The 15,005-nt window shown below is 72.7% G+C and carries 15 protein-coding genes and 2 CRISPR repeat arrays; of the genes, 7 read left to right on the top strand and 8 right to left on the bottom strand.

Going from position 1 to position 15,005, the window contains the following annotated elements:
• Nucleotides 1–118 precede the first annotated feature (118 nt).
• Entirely contained in the window at nt 119–757 is a 639-nt protein-coding gene (locus ACSUPR_RS04760; protein WP_436889696.1) for a LysE family translocator, read from the top strand.
• A gap of 52 nt (nt 758–809) precedes the next feature.
• On the opposite strand, the gene ACSUPR_RS04755 is transcribed toward ACSUPR_RS04760, so the two are convergent.
• Complete coding sequence (locus tag ACSUPR_RS04755) at nt 810–1,283, bottom strand: carboxymuconolactone decarboxylase family protein (RefSeq protein ID WP_436889695.1); 474 nt, start codon at nt 1,281–1,283, stop codon at nt 810–812.
• 258 nt (nt 1,284–1,541) lie between these two features.
• Entirely contained in the window at nt 1,542–2,393 is an 852-nt protein-coding gene (locus ACSUPR_RS04750; RefSeq protein WP_436889694.1) for a helix-turn-helix transcriptional regulator, read from the bottom strand.
• Nucleotides 2,394–2,531: 138 nt separating this feature from the next.
• On the opposite strand from ACSUPR_RS04750, the gene ACSUPR_RS04745 reads away from it, so the two are divergent.
• A complete protein-coding gene (locus tag ACSUPR_RS04745; RefSeq protein WP_436889693.1) occupies nt 2,532–3,311 on the top strand; it encodes an NAD(P)H-dependent oxidoreductase in 780 nt (259 codons plus the stop codon).
• Between the two features lie 650 nt (nt 3,312–3,961).
• Here ACSUPR_RS04745 and ACSUPR_RS04740 read toward each other — a convergent pair.
• The 3 genes from ACSUPR_RS04740 to ACSUPR_RS04730 all read right to left on the bottom strand — a co-directional run bounded on the left by ACSUPR_RS04740 (nt 3,962) and on the right by ACSUPR_RS04730 (nt 5,153).
• Nucleotides 3,962–4,318, bottom strand: coding sequence for a VOC family protein (locus ACSUPR_RS04740; RefSeq protein WP_436889692.1), 357 nt, complete (start codon nt 4,316–4,318; stop codon nt 3,962–3,964).
• Nucleotides 4,319–4,557: 239 nt separating this feature from the next.
• The gene (locus tag ACSUPR_RS04735) at nt 4,558–4,770 is read right to left on the bottom strand and encodes a hypothetical protein (RefSeq protein WP_436889691.1); all 213 of its coding nucleotides are present in this window, start codon (nt 4,768–4,770) and stop codon (nt 4,558–4,560) included.
• Between the two features lie 104 nt (nt 4,771–4,874).
• Nucleotides 4,875–5,153, bottom strand: coding sequence for a hypothetical protein (locus ACSUPR_RS04730; RefSeq protein ID WP_436889690.1), 279 nt, complete (start codon nt 5,151–5,153; stop codon nt 4,875–4,877).
• 96 nt (nt 5,154–5,249) lie between these two features.
• Here ACSUPR_RS04730 and ACSUPR_RS04725 point away from each other — a divergent pair, with 96 nt between their 5' ends.
• A complete protein-coding gene (locus ACSUPR_RS04725; protein ID WP_436889689.1) occupies nt 5,250–6,011 on the top strand; it encodes a Scr1 family TA system antitoxin-like transcriptional regulator in 762 nt (253 codons plus the stop codon).
• Nucleotides 6,008–6,190, top strand: a complete 183-nt coding sequence (locus ACSUPR_RS04720) for a DUF397 domain-containing protein (RefSeq protein ID WP_436889688.1) — start codon at nt 6,008–6,010, stop codon at nt 6,188–6,190. Before ACSUPR_RS04725 ends, ACSUPR_RS04720 begins: the two co-directional genes overlap by 4 nt.
• 80 nt (nt 6,191–6,270) lie before the next feature.
• On the opposite strand, the gene ACSUPR_RS04715 is transcribed toward ACSUPR_RS04720, so the two are convergent.
• Entirely contained in the window at nt 6,271–7,905 is a 1,635-nt protein-coding gene (locus tag ACSUPR_RS04715; RefSeq protein ID WP_436889687.1) for a hypothetical protein, read from the bottom strand.
• A 671-nt stretch (nt 7,906–8,576) separates the two neighbouring features.
• Nucleotides 8,577–9,215: a CRISPR direct-repeat array (repeat unit 29 nt; unit sequence GTGAGCCCCGCGCACGCGGGGATGGACCG).
• A 327-nt stretch (nt 9,216–9,542) separates the two neighbouring features.
• Nucleotides 9,543–10,370, bottom strand: coding sequence for an alpha/beta hydrolase family protein (locus ACSUPR_RS04710; RefSeq protein ID WP_436889686.1), 828 nt, complete (start codon nt 10,368–10,370; stop codon nt 9,543–9,545).
• Between the two features lie 616 nt (nt 10,371–10,986).
• Between ACSUPR_RS04710 and ACSUPR_RS04705 the strand changes: the two genes are divergently transcribed.
• The 3 genes from ACSUPR_RS04705 (at nt 10,987) to ACSUPR_RS04695 (ending at nt 12,595) form a co-directional block, all read left to right on the top strand.
• On the top strand, nt 10,987–11,316 hold the full coding sequence (locus ACSUPR_RS04705; RefSeq protein ID WP_436889685.1) for a hypothetical protein: 330 nt from the start codon (nt 10,987–10,989) through the stop codon (nt 11,314–11,316).
• Between the two features lie 396 nt (nt 11,317–11,712).
• Entirely contained in the window at nt 11,713–11,898 is a 186-nt protein-coding gene (locus ACSUPR_RS04700) for a hypothetical protein (protein WP_436889684.1), read from the top strand.
• A gap of 82 nt (nt 11,899–11,980) precedes the next feature.
• Nucleotides 11,981–12,595, top strand: a complete 615-nt coding sequence (locus tag ACSUPR_RS04695; RefSeq protein ID WP_436889683.1) for a DUF1707 SHOCT-like domain-containing protein — start codon at nt 11,981–11,983, stop codon at nt 12,593–12,595.
• Between the two features lie 143 nt (nt 12,596–12,738).
• Nucleotides 12,739–13,619: direct repeats of the CRISPR family, unit length 29 nt; unit sequence GTGAGCCCCGCGCACGCGGGGATGGACCG.
• Nucleotides 13,620–13,835: 216 nt separating this feature from the next.
• Here the strand turns inward: ACSUPR_RS04695 and ACSUPR_RS04690 are convergent.
• Nucleotides 13,836–14,357, bottom strand: coding sequence for a hypothetical protein (locus ACSUPR_RS04690; RefSeq protein ID WP_436889682.1), 522 nt, complete (start codon nt 14,355–14,357; stop codon nt 13,836–13,838).
• Nucleotides 14,358–15,005 lie beyond the last annotated feature (648 nt).

Genomic DNA, 15,005 nt, shown 5'->3' with positions numbered 1-15,005 from the left:
ACACCGCCGGGGGAGTGCGGCCCCCGGAATGTACCCGCTCCCGGGGCGCTCATCCCGCCCGGGCGGCCCGCCGGAAAACCGGGGGCGGGCCCGGGCCGCGGGGGAGTAGCGTGCGGGCATGGTGCCCCTGGAGAACCTCCTCGCCTTCGTTCCCGTCGCCCTCGTCCTGGTCCTGGTGCCCGGGCCGAGCGTCCTCTTCGTGATCGGCCGCTCCCTCGCGCTCGGGCGGCGCGACGGCCTGCTCAGCGTGCTCGGCAACGCCCTGGGCAACCTGCCCCTCATCGCCGCGGTCGCCTGCGGGGTCGGCGCGGTCGTCGCCGCCTCCGCGGTCGCGTTCACCGTCCTCAAGCTCGCCGGGGCCGCCTACCTGGTCTGGCTCGGTGTCTCGGCGATCCGCCACCGCCACCGGGCCGCCGGGCCGCAGGCGCCGGCGGACACGGCGTCCCGGCCGCTGCGGCTGCTCACCCAGGGGTTCACGGTGGGGGCGACCAACCCCAAGACCCTCGTGTTCTTCGTCGCCGTCCTGCCGCAGTTCGCGGACCCGGCCGCGGGGGCGGTGCCCGCGCAGATCCTGGTGCTGGGCGGGGTGTTCGTCGCCATCGCCCTGCTGTGCGACGCCCTGTGGGCGCTGGGCGCGGGCCGCGCGCGCCACTGGTTCGCGCGCTCCCCGCGCCGCCTGGCCGACCTGTCCGTCGGCGGGGGAGTGGCGATGATCGGCCTCGGCGGCGTCGTCGCCCTCTCCGGCCGCCACGCCTGACGGCCGCGCCCCGCGCCCCGCTCCCGGAGGGGCGGGGCGCACGGCCCGGCGCTCAGCCGAACATGCCCGGCCGGTAGTGCCCCGCGGGCTGGCGCGTCATGACGTTCAGCCGGTTGAAGGCGTTGATGACGGCGATGGTCGACACCAGGGCGGCCAGCCCGTCCTCGCCGTGGTGCTTCGCGGCGTTCTCCCACACCTCGTCGGAGACCCCGCCCGCCGCGTCGGCGATGCGGGTTCCCTCCTCCACCAGTTCCAGGGCGGCGCGCTCGGCGTCGGTGAACACCGTGGCCTCGCGCCAGGCCGCGACCATGTGGAGGCGGTCGGCGGTCTCGCCCGCGTGCGCGGCGTCCTTGGCGTGCATGTCGACGCAGAACCCGCAGCCGTTGATCTGGCTGGCCCGGAGCAGCACCAGCTCCCGGGTGGTGGGGGAGAGCGGTGAGTCCGCGACGGCCTTGCCGGCCGCGATGAGGTGCTTGAGGGTCTTGCCCAGGACCGGGCTGCCGAAGAGGTCCAGACGCGCTTCCATCGTGTGCTCCTTCTCGTCCGCTGTTCGCTTCCACCCTTCAAGACGGCGCGGGCACGCGCGTTGTGACGGATTTCGGAGTGACGTGGGTCTCCTCCGGGTGCGGTCGCCCCGGAGCGGACGGCCGCGGGGCGGGGCGGGGGCGGACGCGCCGGAGCGTCGGCCGGTCCCGCCCCGGGACGGTGTGGGGGAGCCGCGGGTCCGCGCCGGGACGTGCGATCCGCGCTCCGGTCGAGCGGTGCGGCCGGGCCGGAGCGCCTGCTACTCGCGGGTCCGGGCCCGCTCCCTGGAGGGCGTGTCGCCGCCGTCCGCCTCCAGGCTCGCGAGCAGGCGCAGCCCGTCCTCGGTGCGGCTGCCGGGGGCGGCGGACAGCACCAGCAGCTCCATGCCCGACCCGTCCGGCAGGGAGAAGTTCTCCTGGTGCAGTTCCAGCAGGCCGACCAGCGGGTGCCGGTACACCTTGGGGCCGTGTGTGCGGGCGCGCACGTCCGCACGGGCCCACAGCCGGCGGAAGCGCTCACTGCCCACCGCCAGCTCCCCGACCAGCGACGCCAGCCGGGGGTCGTCGGGGTAGCGGCCCGCGGCCAGGCGCAGGTGTCCGACCGCGTCGAGGGTGCAGGTCTCCCACTCCGCGTACAGGCCGCGCTCGTCCTCCTCCAGGAAGATGTGCCGGGCGGTGTTCAGCCCCTGCAGCGGCCGGCCGTAGAGGAGCCGGGCGAGGCGGTTCCCGGCGAGCACGTCCATGCGGTGGTTCATGACCACCGCGGGCGCGCCCACGACCAGGTCCAGGACGCGCAGCAGCTCCGGGCGGACCCGCCGCCCGCCCGGAGTCCTGGCCCGGCGGCGGCACTGCCGCGCCAGCCGGTCCAGGTGCCCGCGCTCGGTCTCGTCCAGGCCGAAGACCCGGGCGAGCGCGTCGAGCACCTGATCGGAGGGCTGGGTCGCGCGGCCCTGCTCCAGCCGCACGTAGTAGTCGACGCTGACGCCGGACAGGTGCGCGACCTCCTCGCGGCGCAGCCCCTCCACCCGGCGGCGGCGGTCGACGGGGATGCCGACGGTCGCCGGGTCGACCCGGGACCGCCGGGTCCTGAGGAAACCGGCGAGATCGTCCATGCCCCCAGTATGGCCGCCGCACCGCCCGCGAGGGTGGTCCTGTCGTTACCAGGAAGTCCGGTCCGACGGAAGGGGCGTCCCTGAACAGCGGGCGCCGCGGCTCCCAGAATCGGAGGCATCCGAACCGAAGGAGTCCCCGTGAAGACGCTGATCGTCCACGCCCACCCGGAGCCGGCCTCGCTCAACGGCTCGCTGAAGGACCTCGCGGTCTCCACCCTGGAGTCCGCAGGCCACGAGGTGCGGGTGAGCGACCTGTACGCGATGGACTGGAAGGCGACCGCCGACGCCGCGGACTACGGCCCCCACGCCTCACGGCCGCTGAGGGTCGTCACGGACTCGGGCCGGGCCTTCGACGCCGGGGACCTCACCCCGGACGTGCGCGCCGAGCAGGAGAAGCTGCTGTGGGCCGACACGGTCGTCCTCCAGTTCCCGCTGTGGTGGTACACGATGCCCGCGATCCTCAAGGGCTGGGTGGACCGGGTGTTCACCTACCGCTTCGCGTACGGCGTCGGAGAGCACAGCGACACCCGGTACGGCGAGCGGTTCGGCGAGGGCACCCTCGCGGGCCGCAGGGCGATGCTGTCGGTGACCATCGGCGGACTGGAGCCGCACTACTCCGACCGGGGGGTCAACGGTCCCATCGACGACCTGCTGTTCCCGATCCACCACGGCATCCTGTACTACCCGGGGCTGGAGGTGCTGCCGCCGTTCGTGGTGTACGGCGCCGACCGGATGACCGCCGAGGACTACCCGGACGTCGCCAAGGCCTGGGAGCAGCGCCTGCTCACCCTGGAGTCGACCGAGCCGATCGCGTTCCGGCGGCAGAACTCCGGCGACTACGAGATCCCCTCGCTGCGGCTGAAGGAGGGGCTGGAGCCCGCGGGGCGCACGGGGTTCGGGCTGCACGTGCGCGGCTGACGGGGATTTGGGGCGTTCGCCCTCTGTTGTGCGGCCGGTGGTGTGTGCGGGGTGGGCTTGTGGGTGCCCGGCTGGTAGGAGTTCTGGGCTGCCTGTCCCCGCCGCTCGGCCTCGCCGGGTGCGTGCGCGGCCAGCTGGGGGTCTGGGCCGTTCACCTTGTGCTGTGCGGCCGGTGGTGTGTGCGGGGTGGGCTTGTGGGTGCCCGGCTGGCAGGAGTTCTGGGCCGCCCGCCCCGCCATCCGGCCCCGCCGGGTATGTGCGCGGTCAGCAGTGGGCTTCGGGTCGTCCGGCCCTGCCGTCCGGCCCGCGACGTGCGGGGCCGGACTGTACGTGCTCGGCTGAGAGGGGGCGGTAACCGCCCTGTCCGCCCGCCACTCGGCCCGTGACGCACGGGGTCCGGGTGGTACGTGCGCGGCCGACAGAGGGTCCCGGGCCTCCTGCCCCCGCTGTTCGGTCCAGTGCGCGGCTTTTCGGATCCGGGCGGAACCACCGGGCCTGAGAGGTCCCCGGCACTGCCGGGGAAGGGGGCGGCCGAACTCACCGCTCCGCCTCGATCCCGGGGTGGTGGCCGGAGGCCGGAGCGTTCCTCCGTGGGGAACAGGCGGCGGCCCTCCGGGAACCTCCTGCGGCTCGCCCGTCCGCCCGGTCGGTCAGCGCCGGGCCCAGCAGAACGGGTGTCCCGCGGGGTCCAGCGGCATCCGCCACCGTTCCGCGTTCGGCTCCTCGGCAGGTGCGGTCGCCCCGAGGTCCGGGAGTTCCGCCTGCGCCGCGTCGAGGTCGTCGACCCCTAAGCCCAGGTGGACCTGCTGGAACACCTCCTGCACGGGCCGGTGCGGCGGGCGGTACCCGCCGACCCGCCGGAAGACGAGGGCGAACCCGTTCTCGGGGGCCAGGGCGGCGAACCCGGCGGTGGAGAGCGCGCCCAGGGACAGGCCGGTCGCCCGCCCGTGGAACGCGGCCGGTTCCAGGGGGGCGGCGCAGTCGAGGGTGACCGAGGTCGGCCGCATCCGCACAGGCGCTCCGGTTTCCGTGGTGGGGACCGCACCCTTCCACCCCGGCGGACCACCCTCCGCGGCAGGTCGTGTTCTCCGGGCCCGCTCCTCTCGTCGGGTGAAGCCCCGCCAGGCCGGTACCGGGCGGCCCGCGGGCGCGGACCCGGGCGGAGGGCGTCCGCTCCGGGCCTGCGGGACTCCGTCCGCGCCTCCCAGGCCTGCCGGTGACACGGGCCGATGCGCTGGAACAGGCCCTAACGCCGGGCGTCGAGCCAGGGACTGGGCAGCGCCCCGCCGTCCCGGAGGTGCCGGTGGAGGACGTCGAACGCCTTGTCCGCCCGGCGCAGCACGGCGGTCGGGTCGGCGGCGTCGCGCAGTAGTGAGGACAGGCGGTCGAAGAGCTCGTCGGCCCTCTCCCGCTGGGCGGCGGTCACGGGGCGGGCGGTGCGCCGCCGGTCGAGTGTCACGGGTTCCTTCCGAGAAGTCGGTGCTGGAGGGGCCGTTGCGGCGGAGCGGGCCCGAGGCCGGGTCAGACGGGCGAATTCGTCCCAGGTGAGCGGATCACGGGAGGTCACGGCCGCTCCAGGAGTTCGGCGGCCAGGTCGCGGCCGAGGGAGTCCTCGTCGCCGGAACGGGCGACGGCGACGGTGGTGTGGGGGCCGCCCGGCATCGGCCGCCACCACCGGCGGTCCAGGAGGCGGACGGTCACCCGGCGTCCGGCGTACTCCGCGCGCACGGATCCGGGCAGGTCGCCGCGGGCCGCGGCCACGCCACGGCGCCGCAGCGCCGAGCAAAGGGCGAGGACCGCGGTCTCGGTTTCGGGTGCGGTGGGGGTTCGTGTGTCGTCCATGCGCCCATGGTGGGCGGACGGACGCCGGTTTCCCAGTGATCAGAAAACTCGGGGAAAACCAGTGCGGTGGCGGAAATGGATGGGCATGCTATAGGTATGCCTTTGAACCCCTTCGCAGAGGCTCTCACGCAATTCCGGGAAATCGCAGGGCTGACGCAAACCCAGCTCGCCAAGCGGGCAGGTGTGTCCGTTTCCTCGGTGAACAGGTGGGAGCACGGACATTCTCCTCCAAAACGCGACAATGCTGAGAAATTGGACGAGGCGTGCGAGGCCGGTGGGAAACTCCTGGTCGTCTGGCGGGCGTACACCTCGCGGTCGGGGCTGCCGGAATGGGCACGCGACCTCGCGGCGATCGAGCCCGCATCCCGGCACGCGACCCTGCTCACCTCCTCGGGGGTGCCGGGCATGCTCCAGGCGCCCGAGTACGCGCGTGCCATGTTCCTCGCGGGGCGACCGGCAGCAAAGGAGGAGGACTTGGTGCGCCTGGTCGCGCTCCGCTGTGAACGGCTTGCGGAACTTCCGGACCTGCGGGTGGCTGCGGTCTTCCCTGCCACAGCCGTCGGAGGGCTGCCGTCGGATCTGCGGCGCACACAGGCGAAGCACCTGTTGTCCTGGGTCGACACGGGACGTGTCACCCTCACCTTGGCTCCGCCCGGGACTGCCATGTTGGTACCCGTGGCGCCCCTGATGATCTACCGTCTGCGGTCCGGCGAACGCATCATCGCCAGTGATCACGCGGAAGGTACCGTAGTGCTAACCGCCGACGTGGCGGATCGTGTGGACGCCGTGGTCACAGCAGCACTGACCGACGCCATGCCCGTCACGTCCTCACTGGAGTACTTGGAGAGCCTCACATGAGCACCCCCGCCGAGTGGCACAAGAGTAGCTACAGCGCCAATGGGCACAACTGCGTCGAGGCGCGTGAGGATGTCCACGGAGCCGATGTCCGGGACACCCAGAACCGCGAGGCCGGGCACCTCACCTTCGACCGGGCCGAGTGGTCCGCGCTGATCACCGGGGTCCGCATCCGCGGGTGACCCTGCCCCTCACCTCCTTCGCCCCCGCGCCACCGCGGGGGCTTCTCCGTCTCCTGGGCACGCCCGACGCCGAGGCGCGGTCACGCGGCCACCGGTGACCCACCACCGGCACGCCGCCCGCAGACGGGACAGGGGACGGCGATGACGTCCCGGCCGTCGGGGGTCAGGCGCGGCACGGTCCGGTAGCGGGGCGACTCCCGGTCGGGGTTGCAGCGTTCGTCGTCGCACTTGGGGACCGCGAACCCTGCGTCGACTCCGGGTGGGCCGAGCCACGACGGGAGCGCGTCGCCACCGGCCGATGGAGGATGGGGCACCTCCCCGGGTTCGCTGCGGCAGGGGCCGCCGCACAGGGAACAGGTTCCGCCGGGGACGTTGCGCACGCTCGGGTGCACGGGGCAGGTGCCGGTGGCCCGCCCCTGTCCGTCCACGGGGAAGACCGGGCGCCGGGAGAAGGCGTCCGGGGGCGGTGACGGGCTCGGGAGCTCCCGCAGCAGCGCGCGGGCGTTCCACGCACGCACGGTGTCGGGGGAGGCGAGCCGGGCGCGCAGGGCGGCGAAGGGCCGTGCGGTGTCCTGCCAGCCCGCCAGGGCGTCACGGAGTTCCGCCTCCCCGACGCCCTCCGCATGCAGGTCGGACAGCCGCCCGGCGAGCACGGCGCGGTCGCGCGCGGGGTGGCGCAGGGCCGCGTCGGGGATGAGCCGGAGCAGGTCCAGCGCCCAGGCGGGCGGAGTCCGCCGGGGGGTGTGCGTCTCAGCCGGGGACAGCCCCGCCGGGGTGGGCACCGTGGTTCCGGACGTGCGAGCTGGGATGCGTTCTCCGGCCTCGGGCACCCGCGCCGGGGTGTGCGCCGCGATCCCGGGCATGTTCGCCGTGGCGTGTCCTGCGGCGCCGGATGTCCCCGCCGAGGCATGCGCCCCCGCCCCGGGCCTGCGTGCCGGTATGGGCGCCTCCGTCTGGAAAGCTCTCGTCGGGGTGGGCCTCGTGGTTCCCGGTACGGGCTCCGGGACACGCCTCCCGGGTCCGGTCACCTCCACCGGCGTTCGGGGCGGAACCGGCAGCGCGTTCCCCGCCTCCGCCCCGGGCGACCCGGAACCGGGGCCGCGTGCGTCGGGCGCGGAGCGCGGGCGCGGGACCACCGACCCTGTGGTGACCCGCCCGCGGACGGGATCCGGAGAGGGGTCATGGGGGCGGGGGTCGGAGGGGTAGGGGTCTGTAGGCCGTTCTGACCTGTCGCGGGGGATCGCCCTGACCGGTCGCGACAGGCCAGAACGACCTGCCGTGGGCAGGTCGGGCCGGTTCTGCGGGGTCAGGGGCTCCTCACCGAGTAGGGCGCGCGCCTCGTTGATCCGCTCCAGCGCCGCGTCGGTGTAGGCGCTGGCGGGGACGAGCAGTTCCAGCACGTCGGGGAGGTTGTCGGCGCGCATGTTCCCGGCGGCCAGGTCGGCGGCGAAGAACCCGTGGACCTGCTCGCGCGGGAGCTTGCGGACGATGTTCGCGGCGAGGAGGTCGTCGAGGGCGCGCTTGGCGGTGGACAGGCTCAGCAGGGTTCCGGCGCGCTCGACCAGGGTGGACTGGGACATGAAGCACCAGCGTCCGTCGCGGTCGACGGCGTCGGCGATGAGCGCGGCCACGATGTGCGACCTGGAGGTGGGGAACACCCCGGCCTTGAGGGCGAGGGTGGTCCAGACGGCGGGGGAGAAACCCTGCACGCCCATCGACCCGGGTGGACGTTTGCGGTGAACGGGGACATGGGGCGCGTCCCCGTTCCGGGCGCGGGGCGCCCTGGGACTAGGATTCATGCCTAGCCGCCTTCCTGGTCTTGACAGGTAGGTCGGTCAGGGGCCGTTCGGTGTTGGTAGCACCGGGCGGCCCCGCTTTTTTGTGTGACGCGGGGTCACGTTGTGGGTGCAGTCTAGGGGGCGCAGAGCTGTTCGAGGGCGTGAACGGTCCTTTTCGCGGCGGCTGCGGAATCCACGCTCCCGGAGGTCGGCGGCCCCTGGGGGCGCCACGGGGGACAGGTGGCGCACGGCCGTGACGACGGTGTCGCGGTTTGGCGTAGCCGCGCAGGCTCGGCTGGAATCGGATGGGCGTTCCACGCCCGGGGAAACGGTGACCGCTTGTCGTGGCGGCCCTGCCCTGATCCTGCTCGCTTTCTGACATCACGAGGGATGAAACGAAGGAAGCCGAACCCACCCCGGCCCCGAAGACTTGAAATGAAAGAGGGGGAGAAAAGCATGTACCCGCCGGAGGTGCCGCTCGGGAAAGCTCCGTCCCGGGCCTTGAGCCCGTACTTCCCGCCGTGCCAAAGTGTCCAGAGGTAGAGACTGGGGCCCCCGATCGCTCATAACGCGGAGATAACGCCCCGCGTTTTCCCAGGTCGCGAACTGTGAGCCCCGCGCACGCGGGGATGGACCGCGGGTGAACGCGCTCACCGAGGCCCTGGCCGGGTGAGCCCCGCGCACGCGGGGATGGACCGGCACCCATGAGCATTTCCCACAGCACCCCGTCGTGAGCCCCGCGCACGCGGGGATGGACCGCGACGGCTAGTCATTGCCAGCGCAACAGTCGAGTGAGCCCCGCGCACGCGGGGATGGACCGGCAGCTGGCCGGCTCCAGGCCCTCACGCAGCTGTGAGCCCCGCGCACGCGGGGATGGACCGCGGTCCGCCGGCCACGTCGATCGGTTCGCGTCGTGAGCCCCGCGCACGCGGGGATGGACCGGTCCTATTCGCAGACCCGCCAGACGACCTGTGGTGAGCCCCGCGCACGCGGGGATGGACCGTTGAGACGCTGCGCGCCCCCCGCGGCTCCCTGGTGAGCCCCGCGCACGCGGGGATGGACCGGCCGCGCTGTGGGGCACCCAGGACGAGGAGGAGTGAGCCCCGCGCACGCGGGGATGGGCCGGAGACCGACATGGACATCACCGAACACACCGTGTGAGCCCCGCGCACGCGGGGATGGACCGTCAGGTTTGGATTACAGAGAGCTTGGCCCGGTGTGAGCCCCGCGCACGCGGGGATGCGTCCCGAGGTCCGCACCGGCGAACGAGCCCGCTCCGGAGCCGTCATCGACCGCTGAGAACTCGGCACCCTTCTGACCGTTCCGCAGCAACGGGTTCCCCAGGATGAGCGCCCGGAGTAGGCAGGGCCGTGGGGGTCACCGCGTAGAGCCGGAACAGCTCCACGCCACGGGCGCACCGTGGACCAGTGCGGCACCGGCGCACACCAGTGACGATTCTCCCCACAGGACCAGTAGCCCGCCCGCGCTTCGCGCGGACGGGCTTCCTCTGCGAAGCATCGATGTGCCTCGGAGGGACCGTCGTCACCGGCCCTGGTAAGCCCACCGAGCAATGCTCACTGCGTCGCGAGCCGCCGGAGGAACCACTGGGTCAGGATCTCGTCAGCCGCCACTGCGGCGGGCGACCGGGGGCCCGGTTCCAGGCCGGGCTCATCGGCTAGCGGGTGGGCCAAGCCCGGCACGGTCGCCAGTTCGATGTCGTGCGGATGCGCGTACCGCTCGCGTAGCGCCCCTACCAGGGAAACCGCGTCCTCCCGCAGCGCCGGGTGGTCCTGCTCGCCACTGACCAGTAGCAGCGGTGGCTCCCCTGCAAGACTCTCGGCGCGGCCGACGAAGTCCAGTTCGTCGGCGACCTTGCGGGATTCAGCGGTCCAACCGTAGGGCTGGCCGAGTCCGGCCGCGAGAAGTTCGACGGCCGCGCTCACCCGTACAGCCGGATTGACGAGCGCGACCGCCCCGATCGGACTGGGCGGCGCTGTGAGCACTTGCAGAGCCACCGCACCGCCGAGTGACGCACCGAGGATGCTGATCGGCTGGTCGTCGATCGGGAGCCGGCGGCGCAGCTCTGCCAGCGCGGCCGGGAACTCCTCGACCGCCTGGCGGATGATCGGGCCGAGGTACGCCAGGAGTATGTCCTTGCGAGCGAGTTCGATGTGTCTGTCCAGGCGGCCGTCGACCATACGCGAGCCGCACAGCGGCATGCCCAGGTGTACCCGCCAGGCGGGAACACCGGCCATGGGCAGCGCCGCCGCGAAGGCCGCATCCGTGCGCGGTGCGTCCAACATGTGCCAGGTCACGATCAACGGCGCAGGGTCGGTATCGCCCCCGGACGGGGGGAGGGCCGTGAACGGCACGCCTGCTGCTGTACCGGTGATCGCATCCATACGCACTCCTACGGCTTTCAGGGGCTGGGCCCTCCACCGTATGAGGGCTCCACCGAACGGGAATGTCCTTTCTGCTGCGGGCAGAGCCGCAGGCCCGGACCACGCCCCGGCCGCAATGTGTGGAGGCGGGACGGAGGGGTCGTTCCAGGGCCGCCTGCATCACCCCTAGGACGGCGACCGCGTACCGCCTGTCCGAACAGGGATCGGGAGAGAGCCCCCCGCCCGAAGCACCGAGGAAGACCAGGCGCGCCGCCCGGTGGGCACGGGGCTCCGCCCCCGCAGGCTCCGGCCGGCAGGGCCGCCCCGCAGTCAGCGCCGCCGTGGAACCGCAGTACCCCCGACAGCATCGCGGCCATGTCCGATGAGCAGCCGTGCGACATCACCACAGTGCCCAGCCCTAACAACGCACCGAGCAGGAGGCCCGCCGACCCGAGGAACGCGCCCACAGCATCGCCTCAGAGCTGCGCCGTGCGGGCGCGGCCGTCATCTCCTGCGCCGACGAGCGCGGGCTGACCACCGGCGACCGCAGACACGCGCAGCGCAGCGTTCTCGCAGATCACTGCCGCCTCCCGACCTCGATCCGAGATCCCTCGGCGTCGAGCACCGTACCGCCGTTGTGGTCGGTCTGGACTCCGGAACCGGCACGGAGGTCGCCGACGCCGCCCCGGCGATGGGGGACCGGCTGCGCGAGATCCGCCAGCGGGTCTTCCCCGATATCACCGCCGCACCCGGGCAGGACGCGGCCCGCGGGCTGACTCCCGGGATCCCCGGCTTCCCGGCCGTGGAGTCGCAGGGTCACCGCGCCACCTTCGAGGTGCACCTGGCGGAGTGGTCCTGTGAAGCGATGGGGTGGCTGATGGCCTTCGTCTGCGAGGTAGCGATCGAGCAGGGCGTGCGTGTCCCCGTGGTGGCCACCGTCCGCCTGGACCCGCGTCCCGGTGGATGAGCGGGTGCCCCTGCACGGTCGGAAGCCGTCGAACGTGTCGAGCCGTGCCATGAGACGGGTTCTCCCGGCTCGGAAGTGGTGTTCCCGCATGCACCGGTTCGATGGCCCTGCCCCGGTGGCGCCGCCCCGCCCGAGCGGCGGCGATCACGTTGCCCTCGGGGTCCGCGTGCTCTTGGAAGCGGTGGTCGACCTGGACGAGCAGGTCACCTCGGTCGTCGGAGTAGGTGACGCCGCGCCGTTGGGGCGGCCGAGACGGGCAGGGTCGCCCGGCGGGCCGGAATCTGCCGCATGGCGGAGCACTCTCGGAACGAGGTTGACACCACTTCAGACGTAGTACTATGTTTATACCACTGCAAGCGAAGTACTTAATTCTGAGTAGATCTGACAGGTGATCCCATGCATGCCGATACCCCCCGTCTGGACCTGACCGTCCTGCTGTCCGCCGAGGCCCACCCGCGCGCCGCCGCCCCCTTCACCCCGCCGCAGCGGCCCCGCTCCCGCCGCAGGGGTCGCGACCAACAGCCCAAGCCCCTCCCGGTGCGGCGGGCGAGGCCGCTGCCCAAGCCGGGCGGTGTCCGCTGACCTGGTGCACGACCGATCTCCTGAAGGAAGGGGCTTCTGTGTTCCCGAGGTGTTCTCCCGGTGCGGATATACGCTCATGGGCATGAACGACCACAGCCCTCCTCTCCCCGCGCATTCCGCTCCGGCCGGGCAGCTGCGCGCCTCCCATCAAGAACGGGACGCGGTGGTGGAACAGCTGCGCGACGCGGCTGCCGAGGGACGCATCGACTACGACGAGCTGGACGAGCGCCTGGAGCGGGCGCTGAAGTCCAAGACCCACGCCGAGCTGGCCGCCCTGACCGCCGACCTGCCCGCGCCGCAGGCCACCGAGCAGCAGCTGCCGCCGCTGGTGCTCAGGGGCGGGATGAGCGGCGCCGTACGCGGCCCCGGGCGGTGGGAGCCGCCCTCCCACGTGGTCGCCCACGGCGGTGTGGGCGGCGTGAAGATCGACTTCAGCCGGGTCCAGAGCCGTCTCCGGGAGATCCTGGTGGAGGCCTACGGGGAGACCTCCGGTGTCACGGTCGTCATCCCCGACGGCTGGGCCGCCGACACCGCGGGCATGGACCCCGGCATCGGCGGCCTCAAGGACAAGACGACCCCGGACCGCCTTCCGGGCACGCCGCTGATCCGGCTCACCGGTTCCGGCGGCATAGGGGGAGTGGTCATCCGCCATCCCAACCGCAAGGAGCGGCGCAAGCTGGACGAGAACCCGACCTAGGGTGCCGGGCCCGGGGGCGGGTCGGGTCGGACCGCGGAGAGCGCGAAGGCCCCTTTCCTGCCCCCGGCGTGGGACCCGGACCGACGCCTGCCGCCCTAACATAACGCGGAGATAACGCGCCGCGTTTGTCCAGGTCGCGAACTGTGAGCCCCGCGCACGCGGGGATGGACCCCGGAACCCGAAGCCGTGCTCGACCCACACGCCGTGAGCCCCGCGCACGCGGGGATGGACCGGCGCACCCCGACCTGTTCGAGTAGCGGGCTGGGTGAGCCCCGCGCACGCGGGGATGGACCGCCGGTGAGCGGGTCGGTGAGCGAGCGGCGGACGTGAGCCCCGCGCACGCGGGGATGGACCGCAGTCCCGAGCTCCGGGTTGCGGCGGACCTCGTGAGCCCCGCGCACGCGGGGATGGACCGTGGTTGTGCTGCACCCCGACCGCGTCGCGGGCGTGAGCCCCGCGCACGCGGGGATGGACCGGACGGGACCCAGATCGGCGGCGCCTTCGCGCAGTGAGCCCCGCGCACGCGGGGATGGACCGGTAGCGGAAACCTATCGACGTCGATAGTCTCAGTGAGCCCCGCGCACGCGGGGATGGACCGCTCCTCATCAGGGAAAACATCCCGCGACCTGCGTGAGCCCCGCGCACGCGGGGATGGACCGACCGGCGCGCGGAGCTTAAGGCCCTGTGCGAGTGAGCCCCGCGCACGCGGGGATGGACCGGTCTTCAGGTGCCGCTTCACCGTGGCCTCGTGGTGAGCCCCGCGCACGCGGGGATGGACCGTCCATCTTGCCGCCGGTGAATCGGGCCTCGTCGTGAGCCCCGCGCACGCGGGGATGGACCGGTCCGCGTCCTCAGCCACGACCAGATCGCGTTGTGAGCCCCGCGCACGCAGGGATGGACCGTTGGCCCAGGAGCTGCTGGCGCGGGCGGGGGTGTGAGCCCCGCGCACGCGGGGATGGGCCGAAGGAGGACCAGACCGGATGACCGCCCCGACCGTGAGCCTCGCGCACGCGGGGATGGGCCGCTCATGACGATGGCCCCGGCCCCTACCGACCCCACACCATGTGCGAGACGTGGGCGCACCCGCAGGCCTGGCCTGCCGGGACGCCGGACAGCCCCGCCTGGAGCTGCTGTCCGGGCTCGGACGGTTCGGCGGGTGTGTACGGGCGCCGTTGGCCGGTGATCGCAGGGTCGAACCCCCACGGGATACGGCACTCGGGGCCGGGGGTGGTTCCGTGCTTCACCCGACCGTCCGGCCTCCGCCCCCTCCATCCAGCCCACAGGAGCCCTCCGACCGTGCCGCCCGCCGGGCCAGGTGCCGTTTGGAGCCCGCCGTTGTCGGCCCCAGCACGGTCCCCGGCGGGAAGGGAAGGGGGTCGGCCGGCCGGCGGACACGGGGGACGGCACCGACCTGGTAGCCGTCCTCGTAAACGATCCGGCCCGGGTCATCGGAGGTGCTCTCCCGATGGGCCACACCGTGGGCGAACAGGAGACCCCGCAAGGCGTCGAGGCGTTCGACGAAATCGGTTCGGGTGCGCACCGAACTCCGGAACCACGTCACCGCTCCCAGCGTGTTGCCGTCCGTGTACAGGGGCGGGACGGGCAGGGCGCTCCGGAACCAGTCGTCGATGTCGAAGTAGAGCTCTTCCTCGGAGTCGGACAACATGCCCGCACGCCTGAGGTGATCGACCGCCACGAAGATCCCCACCTCGACGCCCACGCGCCCGACATAATCCGCGTGCACCCTGAAGAAACCCGTCATCTGCGCGGTATACCCGCGTCCGGCCGAGATCCTCGGACGAAGCGGCGGCGCCCCGAGCACGGGCACCGCAGCACCGCCGGTCGAACGGGCCCGGCCGTTCAGGTCCTCGGTCCCACCCTCGGCACGCTCCGGTCGGCTGCGCAGTAGGCGGTTCTCCTCCAGCAGGGCGACACGGTCACCTGCATGGGGGCGGGCCGGGGACAGCGATCGTCATTCTCGCCCTGGCGCATCAGGTGGGGGAACCGGGCTCCATGTCGGTGATGGGTTCGATTGCGCCTGGGCGGACGAAGGCTCCGCCGCGGTTCCAGGTGCCGAAAGCGAAGTCCTCATTCCGGAGCCCCACCCGGATGCGGTCTGCTCGAGGACACCTGCGTGGACGGTGGCCTTCGGGACCGGGCAGGTGAAAGCGCCGCCTTGGCGGCGAAGTGCGAGCACACCTCTGTGCCCGGAACCCATGTGCCCTGTCTATCGGGAATCCGATTCCCATGACATGAATGCATCGCAGTCGACATGCTGGGTGTGAGCGCAAAGCCGTACAGGTCTCATATCGGTGACATGCGACCAGAACCGGCCACGGGGCGTCGCCCGCACTGCTTGCCTTCAGGCGTAATCTGCACTCATCCCACGAGTACGCCCGCTCCGTCCCGT

The sequence above is a fragment of the Nocardiopsis dassonvillei genome (genome assembly GCF_964273065.1).
Lineage (GTDB): Bacteria > Actinomycetota > Actinomycetes > Streptosporangiales > Streptosporangiaceae > Nocardiopsis > Nocardiopsis dassonvillei_B.
This window is presented reverse-complemented; position numbering and strand designations above follow the sequence as displayed.